Raw genomic sequence first — 13,051 nt, 5'->3', positions numbered from 1 at the left:
CGACAATGGATTGTGTTGCTGCGGTTTTATAGGGTAGGGGAGAGGCAGATGCGAATTAAACCAGACGATAACTGGCGTTGGTATTACGATGAAGAGCACGATCGAATGATGCTCGATTTAGCCAATGGTATGCTATTTCGCTCACGTTTTGCGCGCAAGATGTTGACTCCAGATGCCTTTTCTCCCGCAGGCTTTTGCGTTGACGACGCCGCGCTCTATTTCTCTTTTGAAGAAAAGTGCCGCGATTTTAATTTATCTAAAGAACAAAAAGCCGAACTGGTGCTGAATGCACTGGTAGCAATTCGCTATCTCAAACCGCAAATGCCGAAAAGCTGGCATTTTGTTTCCCATGGTGAAATGTGGGTGCCCATGCCGGGCGATGCGGCCTGCGTTTGGTTGAGCGATACTCACGAGCAGGTCAATTTGCTGGTCGTTGAATCTGGCGAAAATGCCGCACTATGCCTGCTGGCACAACCCTGCGTTGTTATTGCGGGTCGCGCGATGCAGTTGGGCGACGCCATTAAAATCATGAACGACAGGCTGAAACCGCAGGTTAATGTTGACAGCTTCAGCCTCGAACAGGCTGTCTAACGCGCCAACTTAAGTGCAGTCTTCGGTACACAGCTACAGCAAAGAATGGTGCCATCATCGCCCATTGCTGATTTTTTCAGCGGCGTGACTTCGCCTTCTAAAAGCTGAACACGGCAACTTCCACAAATGCCCGCGCGGCAAGAATAAGGGATACGAATTCCCTGATTTTCTAATTGCTCCAGCAACACCTGTTGGTTATTTCCACGAAATGCCTGTCCCTGCCAGTCAATATCTACATTTGCGTCCGGTTGTTGCGTGATGTTGGCGGTATCATCAGCGGCAGCTGCGCCGTAAATTTTTGCCGGAGCCGTTGCCAGAATTTCCACCTCATCGCCAACGCGAATCACGCCGCTATTACGGGCAATTAAATTCTGACCAAAATCGACATCGCCGTTATCCTGGGCAGTGCGGAAAGATTGCAATGTTTTTAATGGTTCGCCTGCCGGATGTTTTTGCCCTTTTTCTGGGCTGACGGTGGTGAAAATACAGCGGCTACAAGGTTTAACCACATCAAACACCACATCACCAATGCGAATCACTTTCCAGCTATCTTCTTCCCAGGCTGACGCGCCGGAAACCACCAGATTGGGGCGGAATTGCTCCATTTTTACACTGGCCGGACAACGTTGTTGGAGATCACGTAACGAGGCTTCGTTAGCAAGAAGGTAAGGATAGCCATCAGCAAATGACAGGGGTACAGTGTTGTGGCGTTTCACGCGCCGGGTCATTTGTGGCCCCACCCAGCGTAATTGCACTTCGCGGGAGAAAAATCCACTTAGCCATTTGTTGATCGCGTCTGGCGCAATTCGCGCGGTAAAATGTGTGCCCCAAACTTCGGTTGGTGCGTCTTGTGTGGCGAAATCAGCAAAACGAACATATGCGCTACTGCCATCTGGTGCGGTGAGATGCAAGCCATCATGCACAGGTGAAGGAGTAAACCGTACCATCTGGGGAAACTGGCGAGCGGTAATAAACGTACCGTCAGGTTCCGTGATCATAAAGATGCGATCGAAGGCCAGACCACTGACATCAGCCAGAGCATGTGTAAGACCAATGCCGCGCATCGATTTAACAGGATGAATAAAAAGCCGGGTTAATGTCGCCACGGTGCGGTCCTCAAATGAAAATAAGCCCTCAACTTTATGACATGACGCGCTTATTAGCTATAATGCGCAACAATTTTCTTAGCGCCTGTCCCATTAGGCTATTTTATTTGTCAGTTTGGCCCTGGGTTGTGCTCGAAATCCTCACGTACTTGTGTACGCTCCGGTTTCTCCGCGCTGTCCATGTCCAGACTGACTGCAACAATTACGCCTACTGCGGTAGGCTCTTAGAGTAAAAGTGACGATATGAATTCTCTGTTTGCCAGTACGGCCCGTGGGCTGGAAGAGCTGTTAAAAACTGAACTGGAAAACCTGGGGGCCGTTGAATGCCAGGTGGTTCAGGGTGGGGTCCATTTCAAGGGCGACACACGGCTTGTTTACCAGAGCCTGATGTGGAGCCGCCTGGCCTCGCGTATTATGTTGCCGCTGGGCGAGTGTAAGGTTTACAGCGATTTAGACCTCTATCTCGGTGTTCAGGCGATCAACTGGACAGAGATGTTTAATCCTGGCGCGACCTTCGCTGTCCACTTCAGTGGTTTGAATGACACCATCCGCAACAGTCAGTACGGCGCGATGAAAGTGAAAGACGCGATCGTCGATGCTTTCACGCGGAAAAATCTGCCGCGTCCAAATGTTGATCGCGATGCGCCGGATATCCGCGTTAACGTCTGGCTGCATAAAGAAACCGCCAGTATCGCTCTTGATCTGAGTGGTGATGGTTTACATCTGCGTGGCTATCGCGATCGTGCTGGTATTGCGCCGATCAAAGAAACCCTGGCAGCCGCTATTGTGATGCGATCCGGCTGGCAGCCAGGAACACCGCTGCTCGATCCGATGTGTGGTTCCGGTACGTTGCTGATTGAAGCGGCGATGCTGGCGACCGATCGCGCACCAGGCTTGCACCGTGGGCGTTGGGGCTTTAGCGGCTGGGCGCAGCATGATGAAGCTATCTGGCAGGAAGTGAAAGCGGAAGCGCAAACTCGCGCCCGTAAAGGCCTGGCTGAGTATAGCTCTCATTTTTACGGTTCGGACAGCGACGCACGGGTGATTCAACGTGCACGCACTAACGCCCGTCTTGCGGGGATTGGTGAACTGATCACCTTTGAGGTGAAAGATGTCGCGCAACTGACCAATCCGCTGCCGAAAGGGCCGTACGGCACAGTGTTGAGCAACCCGCCATACGGGGAACGTCTGGACAGCGAACCGGCGCTGATTGCGCTGCATAGCCTGCTGGGTCGGATCATGAAAAACCAGTTTGGTGGCTGGAATCTCTCTTTGTTTAGTGCCTCGCCGGATCTGCTAAGCTGCTTGCAGCTGCGTGCAGACAAACAGTACAAGGCGAAAAACGGCCCGCTGGACTGCGTACAGAAAAATTACCACGTTGCCGAAAGCACTCCAGACAGCAAACCGGCGATGGTAGCGGAAGACTACGCCAACCGCCTGCGTAAGAACCTCAAAAAATTCGAGAAGTGGGCTCGCCAGGAAGGAATTGAATGTTACCGCCTGTATGACGCCGATCTACCGGAATATAACGTTGCCGTTGACCGTTATGCCGACTGGGTGGTGGTGCAGGAGTATGCGCCGCCAAAAACTATTGATGCTCACAAAGCGCGTCAGCGTCTGTTCGATATTATCGCTGCAACCATTTCGGTACTGGGGATTGCGCCAAACAAACTGGTGCTGAAAACCCGTGAACGCCAGAAGGGCAAAAATCAGTACCAGAAACTGGGCGAGAAGGGCGAGTTTCTTGAAGTTACCGAATATAACGCTCACTTGTTGGTGAACCTGACGGATTACCTCGATACCGGTCTGTTTCTCGATCACCGTATCGCCCGTCGTATGCTCGGTCAGATGAGCAAAGGCAAAGATTTCCTCAACCTGTTCTCTTATACCGGCAGCGCCACCGTGCATGCGGGATTAGGCGGTGCACGCAGCACCACCACCGTGGATATGTCGCGTACTTATCTGGAGTGGGCAGAACGCAACCTGCGTTTGAATGGCCTGACCGGGCGTGCGCATCGCCTGATTCAGGCCGATTGCCTGGCGTGGCTGCGTGAGGCAAATGAACAGTTCGATCTGATCTTTATCGATCCGCCAACCTTCTCTAACTCAAAACGAATGGAAGATGCGTTTGATGTTCAGCGCGATCATCTGGCGCTGATGAAAGATTTGAAACGTCTGCTGCGTGCAGGTGGGACGATCATGTTCTCGAACAATAAACGTGGCTTCCGTATGGATCTCGACGGCCTGGCAAAACTGGGACTGAAAGCACAAGAAATTACGCAAAAAACGCTCTCCCAGGATTTCGCCCGTAACCGCCAGATCCACAACTGCTGGCTGATTACCGCAGCCTAAAGGAATAGTAATGTCATTAATCAGTATGCATGGCGCATGGCTGTCGTTCAGCGACGCGCCGCTTCTCGATAACGCAGAACTGCATATCGAAGATAACGAACGTGTTTGTCTGGTGGGCCGCAACGGCGCGGGCAAATCGACGTTAATGAAAATCCTCAACCGTGAACAAGGGCTGGATGACGGTCGCATTATTTACGAGCAAGATTTGATTGTAGCTCGTCTGCAACAGGATCCGCCGCGTAACGTTGAGGGTAGCGTTTATGATTTCGTTGCCGAAGGCATTGAAGAACAAGCGGAATATCTGAAACGCTATCACGATATTTCGCGCCTGGTGATGAACGACCCGAGCGAGAAAAATCTCAACGAACTGGCGAAGGTTCAGGAACAGCTGGATCACCACAACCTGTGGCAGCTGGAAAACCGCATCAACGAAGTGCTGGCGCAACTGGGGTTAGATCCTAACGTTGCGCTGTCGTCGCTTTCTGGCGGCTGGTTGCGTAAAGCGGCATTAGGACGCGCGCTGGTGAGTAATCCGCGCGTGCTGTTGCTTGATGAACCGACAAACCACCTGGATATTGAAACCATCGACTGGCTGGAAGGGTTTTTGAAAACTTTCAACGGGACGATTATTTTCATCTCCCACGACCGTTCGTTTATCCGCAATATGGCGACGCGCATTGTTGATCTCGATCGCGGCAAGCTGGTGACCTATCCAGGGAATTACGACCAGTACCTGCTGGAAAAAGAAGAAGCCCTGCGCGTGGAAGAATTACAAAATGCCGAGTTCGATCGCAAACTGGCGCAGGAAGAGGTGTGGATCCGCCAGGGGATCAAAGCACGCCGTACCCGTAATGAAGGCCGCGTACGCGCCCTGAAAGCGATGCGTCGCGAGCGTGGTGAACGTCGCGAAGTGATGGGTACCGCAAAGATGCAGGTGGAAGAGGCCAGCCGCTCCGGTAAGATCGTTTTCGAAATGGAAGACGTTTGCTACCAGGTTGACGGTAAGCAACTGGTGAAAGATTTTTCGGCCCAGGTTCTACGTGGCGACAAAATTGCCCTGATTGGTCCGAATGGGTGCGGCAAAACCACGCTGCTGAAACTGATGCTCGGTCAGCTTCAAGCGGACAGCGGGCGTATTCACGTTGGCACCAAACTGGAAGTGGCTTATTTCGATCAGCACCGCGCGGAACTGGATCCCGATAAAACGGTGATGGATAACCTTGCCGAAGGTAAGCAAGAGGTGATGGTTAACGGCAAGCCACGCCACGTATTGGGCTATTTGCAGGACTTTCTGTTCCATCCGAAACGGGCGATGACGCCGGTACGTGCGCTTTCTGGCGGTGAGCGGAACCGCTTGCTGCTGGCGCGTTTGTTCCTCAAACCAAGCAACTTATTGATTCTTGACGAACCGACCAACGATCTTGATGTCGAAACGCTGGAACTGCTGGAAGAACTGATCGACAGCTATCAGGGCACGGTATTGCTGGTTAGCCACGATCGTCAGTTTGTCGATAACACCGTTACAGAATGTTGGATCTTCGAAGGCGGCGGTAAAATTGGTCGTTATGTCGGCGGTTATCATGATGCCCGTGGTCAGCAAGAGCAGTATGTGGCGCTCAAACAGCCTGCGGTGAAAAAAACCGAAGAAGCCGCCGCGGCAAAAGCAGAAACTGTAAAACGCAGCAGTAGCAAACTAAGCTATAAATTGCAGCGCGAACTGGAGCAGCTACCGCAATTGCTCGAAGATCTGGAGGCGAAGCTGGAAGCCCTACAGACGCAGGTGGCGGATGCTTCCTTCTTCAGTCAGCCACATGAGCAGACACAAAAAGTGCTCGCCGATATGGCTGCTGCAGAGCAGGAGCTGGAGCAAGCCTTTGAACGCTGGGAGTATCTTGAAGCGTTAAAAAATGGTGGCTGATCGCAAAATAGTCGATTTAAACAGAGACAGCTGACAACGGTAAAATTGCCTGATGAACTGGGTTTATCAGGCATGAAAACCAACACTTTGTTAGTCATCTGTAAAATAGCGCATCATTAAGGAGTACCAATGTGCGAACATCATCATGCCGCGAAGCACATCCTGTGCTCGCAGTGTGACATGCTGGTGGCGTTACCGCGCCTTGAGCATGGTCAGAAAGCGGCATGTCCCCGGTGTGGCACAACGTTAACCGTGGCGTGGGATGCCCCCCGGCAGCGTCCCACCGCCTATGCGTTGGCTGCACTGTTCATGCTGTTGCTGTCCAACTTGTTTCCTTTTGTGAATATGAACGTTGCAGGAGTTACCAGTGAAATTACATTACTGGAAATTCCCGGCGTGCTTTTTTCTGAGGACTACGCCAGCCTCGGCACCTTTTTCCTGTTGTTTGTGCAACTGGTTCCCGCGTTTTGTCTGATAACCATTCTGTTACTGGTGAATCGCGCGGAATTACCGGTCCGTTTAAAAGAGCAACTGGCACGGGTGCTTTTTCAACTCAAAACCTGGGGAATGGCGGAGATTTTCCTCGCTGGTGTGCTGGTCAGTTTCGTTAAACTGATGGCTTACGGCAGCATTGGGGTAGGCAGCAGCTTTCTCCCCTGGTGTTTATTTTGTGTCCTGCAACTGCGCGCTTTTCAGTGCGTTGATCGTCGCTGGTTATGGGACGACATCGCCCCGATGCCAGAACTGCGCCAGCCGCTAAAACCAGGCGTCACGGGGATACGTCAGGGGCTGCGTTCGTGCTCCTGTTGTACGGCAATCCTTCCTGCTGATGAACCCGTGTGCCCGCGTTGTAGTACCAAAGGGTACGTTCGGCGTAGAAACAGCCTGCAGTGGACACTCGCGCTGCTTGTAACGTCCATCATGCTGTATCTTCCGGCTAATATTTTGCCCATCATGGTGACGGATTTATTAGGCTCGAAGATGCCGTCGACGATTCTCGCTGGGGTCATTCTGTTATGGAGCGAAGGCTCTTATCCCGTCGCTGCGGTGATCTTTCTGGCCAGTATTATGGTGCCAACGTTAAAGATGATCGCCATCGCGTGGCTGTGTTGGGATGCCAAAGGGCATGGCAAGCGCGACAGTGAAAGAATGCATTTGATTTATGAAGTTGTTGAGTTTGTAGGCCGCTGGTCGATGATTGACGTTTTCGTTATCGCGGTGCTCTCGGCGCTGGTGCGTATGGGAGGTTTAATGAGTATTTATCCGGCAATGGGTGCATTAATGTTTGCTTTAGTCGTCATAATGACAATGTTTTCTGCTATGACGTTTGACCCGCGTTTGTCGTGGGATCGTCAACCTGAATCAGAGCATGAGGAGTCCTGACAGTATGGAATCTAATAATGGGGAAGCCAAAATCCAGAAAGTGAAGAACTGGTCTCCCGTGTGGATATTTCCTATCGTCACGGCGCTCATTGGGGCCTGGGTTCTTTTTTATCATTACAGCCATCAGGGACCGGAAGTGACCCTGATCACCGCGAATGCGGAAGGAATTGAAGGTGGCAAAACCACCATTAAAAGCCGTAGCGTTGACGTCGGCGTGGTTGAAAGCGCCACACTGGCTGATGATTTGACACACGTTGAAATCAAAGCGCGGCTGAATTCCGGTATGGAAAAATTGCTGCATAAAGATACCGTCTTTTGGGTGGTGAAACCGCAGATTGGTCGCGAAGGGATTAGCGGCCTGGGAACGCTGCTGTCTGGAGTTTATATCGAACTGCAGCCAGGCGCGAAAGGCAGCAAAATGGATAAATACGATTTGCTGGACTCACCACCGTTGGCCCCGCCTGATGCGAAAGGTATCCGTGTGATTCTCGATAGCAAAAAAGCCGGGCAGCTCTCGCCAGGAGATCCGGTGCTGTTCCGTGGCTATCGGGTAGGTTCGGTTGAAACCAGCACCTTCGATACACAAAAACGCAATATCAGCTATCAACTGTTCATCAATGCACCTTATGACCGACTGGTGACCAACAATGTTCGCTTCTGGAAAGATAGTGGCATTGCGGTTGATCTGACGTCAGCAGGGATGCGTGTGGAGATGGGCTCATTGACAACGCTGCTGAGTGGCGGTGTCAGCTTTGATGTGCCGGAAGGTCTGGATTTAGGGCAGCCAGTGGCACCGAAAACAGCTTTCGTTTTGTATGATGATCAGAAGAGCATTCAGGATTCGTTGTACACCGATCACATTGATTATCTGATGTTCTTTAAAGATTCGGTACGCGGTCTGCAACCGGGAGCTCCGGTAGAGTTCCGGGGTATTCGCCTGGGTACCGTAAGCAAAGTGCCATTCTTTGCGCCGAATATGCGTCAGACATTTAACGATGATTACCGTATTCCGGTACTGATTCGTATCGAGCCAGAGCGGCTGAAAATGCAGCTTGGCGAAAATGCGGATGTTGTTGAGCACCTTGGCGAATTGTTGAAACGTGGTTTACGCGGATCGCTGAAAACCGGAAACCTGGTCACTGGTGCACTGTATGTTGATCTCGATTTCTATCCAAATACGCCTGCAATAACCGGTATTCGTGAATTTAATGGTTATCAGATTATCCCGACCGTTAGCGGCGGCCTGGCGCAAATCCAGCAACGACTGATGGAAGCGTTGGATAAGATCAACAAACTGCCATTGAATCCGATGATTGAACAGGCAACCAGTACGCTTTCTGAAAGTCAGCGCACAATGAAAAACCTGCAAACGACGCTGGATAGCATGAACAAGATCCTCGCCAGCCAGTCGATGCAGCAGTTGCCGACGGATATGCAGTCAACGTTGCGTGAATTGAATCGCAGCATGCAGGGCTTCCAGCCTGGCTCCGCAGCCTACAACAAGATGGTGGCGGATATGCAGCGCCTTGATCAGGTGTTGCGAGAACTGCAACCGGTGCTGAAAACGCTCAATGAGAAGAGTAACGCGCTGGTATTTGAAGCGAAGGACAAAAAAGATCCAGAGCCGAAGAGGGCGAAACAATGAAAAAGTGGCTAGTGACGATTGCAGCACTGTGGTTGGCCGGATGCAGCTCCGGCGAAATTAATAAAAACTATTACCAGTTACCTGTGGTGCAGAGCGGTACACAAAGTACCGCCAGCCAGGGCAATCGTCTGTTATGGGTAGAGCAGGTCACTGTTCCTGACTATCTGGCGGGGAATGGTGTGGTTTATCAAACCAGTGATGTGAAGTATGTGATTGCCAACAACAACTTGTGGGCCAGCCCGTTGGATCAACAGTTGCGCAACACCCTGGTTGCCAACCTGAGTACGCAACTGCCCGGCTGGGTGGTTGCCTCCCAGCCTCTGGGAAGCGCCCAGGACACGCTCAATGTTACCGTAACGGAGTTTAACGGTCGCTATGATGGCAAGGTCATTGTCAGTGGTGAGTGGCTGTTGAACCACCAGGGACAACTGATCAAACGTCCGTTCCGTCTGGAAGGAGTGCAAACTCAGGATGGTTACGATGAGATGGTTAAAGTACTGGCCAGTGTCTGGAGTCAGGAAGCCGCTTCTATTGCGCAAGAGATAAAGCGTCTACCTTAATTATAAAGATTTGTAAATATAACCGCCTCCGGTATGTTGCCTGAGGCGGTTTTTTTGTCTCTAACGTGCGGAAAAAGTTGTTCCTCTTCACATTTTTTGTACAACCGACATACCCGTGTAGCTCACAAATATGACAGTGGCGTGAATTTTGCGCATTGACGGCAGTTATGATTCGCGGTATTGCTTAACTGTGATTGCACATTTAGTAATCACTGTTTTCTTTTCCACCAGAAACCAGTATGAGGGAAACGAGGCATGAAGAGACAAAAACGAGATCGCCTGGAACGGGCACATCAACGTGGTTATCAGGCCGGCATCGCCGGACGCTCAAAAGAAATGTGTCCCTATCAGACGCTGAATCAAAGGTCACAATGGCTGGGAGGCTGGCGAGAAGCCATGGCGGACAGGGTAGTAATGGCCTGATTCTGTCTCTTTAAAAAGAAACCTCCGCATTGCGGAGGTTTCGCCTTTTGATACTCTGTCTGATTATAATCAGAAGGCAGACGTATCCTGGAACAGACCGACTTTCAGGTCGCTGGCGGTATAGATCAGACGACCATCAACCAGCACTTCGCCATCCGCCAGGCCCATAATCAGACGACGGTTAACAATGCGTTTAAAGTGAATACGGTAGGTCACTTTTTTCGCTGTCGGCAGTACCTGACCAGTGAATTTCACTTCGCCAACGCCCAGCGCGCGGCCTTTACCTTCGCCGCCCAGCCAGCCGAGGTAGAACCCTACCAGCTGCCACATTGCGTCCAGGCCCAGGCATCCCGGCATAACCGGATCGCCAATAAAGTGGCATCCGAAGAACCACAGATCCGGATTGATATCCAGTTCTGCTTCAACATACCCTTTGTCGAAGTTACCACCCGTTTCGGTCATTTTGACCACACGGTCCATCATCAGCATGTTCGGTGCTGGCAATTGCGGGCCTTTAGCGCCAAACAGTTCACCGCGACCAGAGGCAAGAAGGTCTTCTTTTGTATAGGATTCGCGTTTATCTACCATGTTCTCTGTAAGCCTTATTTTATTGAAGCACGCAGGATAGCTAACACGTGTACGCTGAACAAGTCCGATCAGTTCGGAATAAACCAGTTCAGCCAACGTAATGGCCATGGAAAACGGTGACGTCCTTCCTGTTGCGATGCTTGCGCGATACGTTCCTGGATGGTTTGCATCAGCGTCGTTTGGCCTTCGCCATCCCACACCAGATTTAATAATAACGGCAGTGCGTCAGTCACATCGTCTACTGCCCAGATGGTGAATTTGCCTTCTTCTACCGCTTTCACCAGTTCACTGTGAAGACTTAAATGGCGAACGTTAGCTGTGGGGATAATGACACCTTGTTTCCCGGTTAACTCACGTTGCTGGCAAATAGCAAAGAAGCCTTCGATTTTCTCATTTAAACCACCGACCGGCTGGGCGCGACCGAACTGATCGACTGAACCTGTGATAGCGATACTCTGATTCACCGGCACATCGGCGAGGGCGCTTATCAGGGCGCAGAGTTCAGCCATCGAGGCACTATCTCCATCAACTTCACTGTATGACTGCTCAAATGTCAGCGATGCTGAGAAGGGGATCTGTTGCTCAAGCTGTAGTTCCGACATCAGGAACGCTTGCATGATCATCATCCCTTTCGCATGGATATTGCCGCCAAGCTCCGCTTTGCGTTCGATGTCGGTGAATTCACCATCGCCAATATGCACAACGCAGCTAATGCGAGAAGGTTCGCCAAAAGCGCGTGGATGACCCGGAAATTCAATGACCGAAAGGGCGTTAATTTGCCCGATGCGTTCGCCTTCGGTTTCAATCAGGATTTGCTCCTGAAGGATCTCATCCTGCATACGTTCAGCGAGGAAACCTTCGCGCCATTCACGCTGCTGCAGCATTAAGTTTAGCTGCTCGCCGGAGAAGGTGTCGCCATCACACAGGGAGGCGACCTCTTTACACTGGCGGAGGATCCACTGCGGGCTAAGCGGAAGTGTTTCTTGTTCACCGGTGTAGCGTGCTGCTTCGCGGATAAGTACCGGCCAGGCATCCGCTCCCGGTGCAGGTAAGTGATTATGTCTGGCGGTAAATGTCACCCAGCGACACCACTGGGTTACTGACTCCGCATCGACAATCTGCAGAGTATCTTCAAATTCGCTATAAATAGCCTGCTCTGAAAGCTCTGGCTCCATCTCCTGGAAATCAGCCAATGATTCGCGTTCGCCTACCAGAATGACTTTCAGCTTCAATGGCATCGAAGGCACAGAGACGGGGAGAGGGCGCGACTCATCAAACGCAACCCAGTCAAAACGCTCGCGGTTAACGATATTTTTCAGCCGCATCCACAGCAGAGGTTGCGCCAGCAGTGTACGCAAAGAGATGATGAGAATACCGCCATTTGCCTGATGCACCAGACCAGGCTGCAGGGTAATGTCGCCATTAAACTGGCGCAGGCAGCCAAAGAGTTGCTCCGCTTCTACCCAGTCGGCAGCGACAACTTGCGTTAAAGTCGCAAAATTATCATCTGCACTCACTGCGTGACGTAAGCGGATGGAGTGGCCGGAAACCTCATAGTGACCGCCCACCAGTTGGCCTGCATCGCTTTGTAGCGTACGCGCGGCATTGGCAATAAGATTCAGATACTCAGACTCTTCCGGGGCCTTCGCCAGCATAAAAGAGGAGGATGCTCGCGTATGCAGCAACTGCTCCAGTGCGAATTGCAGTCGCGGTTGAGTATCACTGAATAAAGGATCGTTTTCGTCAATCAAATGTGGCTGAGCAAATATTTCCTGATAGCTATCGGTATCAGGAACCAGGTCACGCCATGCAAGTTTCGTAATGGTCAAAGTTGATGTTTTTTAGTCTGTTGTCAAAGCCGCGATTATACCGTAACCGGCACTACAGCACACGTAGAAAGCACCGACAATACTCCTGGCATGGGCGTTAAAGCTCACAGGATGGAGATTCTTTTCTTCACTGGCCTAAAAAGCTGATATTCTGTAAAGAGTTACACGGTAACATTGAGATCGCTATGAAATATCAACAACTTGAAAATCTTGAAAGCGGTTGGAAATGGAAGTATCTGGTGAAGAAGCATCGCGAAGGGGAGTTAATCACCCGTTACATAGAAGCCAGTGCCGCCCAGGAAGCCGTCGATGTGTTGCTCTCGCTGGAAAATGAACCCGTGCTGGTAAATGGCTGGATTGACAAGCATATGAATCCGGAACTGGTCAATCGCATGAAGCAAACCATTCGGGCCAGACGGAAGCGCCATTTTAATGCGGAACACCAGCATACGCGCAAAAAATCGATCGATCTGGAATTTATTGTCTGGCAACGTCTGGCTGGTCTTGCGCAGCGTCGCGGTAAAACGCTTTCTGAAACGATTGTTCAGCTGATTGAAGATGCGGAAAACAAAGAGAAATACGCGAATAAAATGTCTTCTTTGAAGCATGATCTGCAGGCATTGCTGGGTAAGGAATAACTGACGAAGTCAGTTCAA

At 51.2% G+C, this 13,051-nt stretch carries 11 protein-coding genes; 8 read left to right on the top strand and 3 right to left on the bottom strand.

Features of this window, described 5'->3' with window-relative positions; genetic code table 11:
• Positions 1-48: 48 nt before the first annotated feature.
• Positions 49-591 carry a cell division protein ZapC gene (zapC, locus tag AB4H76_RS14570; protein WP_001295353.1) on the top strand — a complete coding sequence of 181 codons (543 nt, stop codon included), beginning with the start codon at positions 49-51 and terminating at the stop codon, positions 589-591.
• Here the strand turns inward: zapC and ycbX are convergent.
• On the bottom strand, positions 588-1,697 hold the full coding sequence (ycbX, locus tag AB4H76_RS14565; RefSeq protein ID WP_000224273.1) for a 6-N-hydroxylaminopurine resistance protein YcbX: 1,110 nt from the start codon (positions 1,695-1,697) through the stop codon (positions 588-590). The two genes, zapC and ycbX, sit on opposite strands and share 4 nt — an antisense overlap.
• A gap of 243 nt (positions 1,698-1,940) precedes the next feature.
• Here ycbX and rlmKL point away from each other — a divergent pair, with 243 nt between their 5' ends.
• From rlmKL to rmf, 6 genes are all read left to right on the top strand, one after another.
• Positions 1,941-4,049, top strand: coding sequence for a bifunctional 23S rRNA (guanine(2069)-N(7))-methyltransferase RlmK/23S rRNA (guanine(2445)-N(2))-methyltransferase RlmL (rlmKL, locus tag AB4H76_RS14560; RefSeq protein WP_001086517.1), 2,109 nt, complete (start codon positions 1,941-1,943; stop codon positions 4,047-4,049).
• A 10-nt stretch (positions 4,050-4,059) separates the two neighbouring features.
• Complete coding sequence (locus AB4H76_RS14555) at positions 4,060-5,967, top strand: ABC transporter ATP-binding protein (protein WP_000053089.1); 1,908 nt, start codon at positions 4,060-4,062, stop codon at positions 5,965-5,967.
• 129 nt (positions 5,968-6,096) lie between these two features.
• A complete protein-coding gene (pqiA, locus tag AB4H76_RS14550; protein WP_000333176.1) occupies positions 6,097-7,350 on the top strand; it encodes a membrane integrity-associated transporter subunit PqiA in 1,254 nt (417 codons plus the stop codon).
• Positions 7,351-7,354: 4 nt separating this feature from the next.
• On the top strand, positions 7,355-8,995 hold the full coding sequence (pqiB, locus tag AB4H76_RS14545; protein WP_000445533.1) for an intermembrane transport protein PqiB: 1,641 nt from the start codon (positions 7,355-7,357) through the stop codon (positions 8,993-8,995).
• Positions 8,992-9,555: a membrane integrity-associated transporter subunit PqiC gene (gene pqiC / locus AB4H76_RS14540; RefSeq protein WP_000759123.1), complete on the top strand. Its 564-nt coding sequence runs from the start codon at positions 8,992-8,994 to the stop codon at positions 9,553-9,555. The genes pqiB and pqiC overlap by 4 nt, the downstream gene beginning before the upstream one ends.
• A gap of 255 nt (positions 9,556-9,810) precedes the next feature.
• Positions 9,811-9,978: a ribosome modulation factor gene (rmf, locus tag AB4H76_RS14535; RefSeq protein WP_000828648.1), complete on the top strand. Its 168-nt coding sequence runs from the start codon at positions 9,811-9,813 to the stop codon at positions 9,976-9,978.
• A 69-nt stretch (positions 9,979-10,047) separates the two neighbouring features.
• Here rmf and fabA read toward each other — a convergent pair whose 3' ends face one another.
• Together fabA and AB4H76_RS14525 are read right to left on the bottom strand one after the other, a co-directional pair.
• Positions 10,048-10,566 carry a bifunctional 3-hydroxydecanoyl-ACP dehydratase/trans-2-decenoyl-ACP isomerase gene (gene fabA, locus AB4H76_RS14530; RefSeq protein WP_000227927.1) on the bottom strand — a complete coding sequence of 173 codons (519 nt, stop codon included), beginning with the start codon at positions 10,564-10,566 and terminating at the stop codon, positions 10,048-10,050.
• 68 nt (positions 10,567-10,634) lie between these two features.
• A complete protein-coding gene (locus tag AB4H76_RS14525) occupies positions 10,635-12,395 on the bottom strand; it encodes an AAA family ATPase (protein WP_000156526.1) in 1,761 nt (586 codons plus the stop codon).
• A gap of 185 nt (positions 12,396-12,580) precedes the next feature.
• On the opposite strand from AB4H76_RS14525, the gene matP reads away from it, so the two are divergent.
• A complete protein-coding gene (gene matP, locus AB4H76_RS14520) occupies positions 12,581-13,033 on the top strand; it encodes a macrodomain Ter protein MatP (RefSeq protein WP_000877158.1) in 453 nt (150 codons plus the stop codon).
• Positions 13,034-13,051: the final 18 nt, after the last annotated feature.

Source organism: Escherichia sp. UTM R2 (assembly GCF_048593455.1).
Classification (GTDB): domain Bacteria; phylum Pseudomonadota; class Gammaproteobacteria; order Enterobacterales; family Enterobacteriaceae; genus Escherichia; species Escherichia coli.
This window is presented reverse-complemented; position numbering and strand designations above follow the sequence as displayed.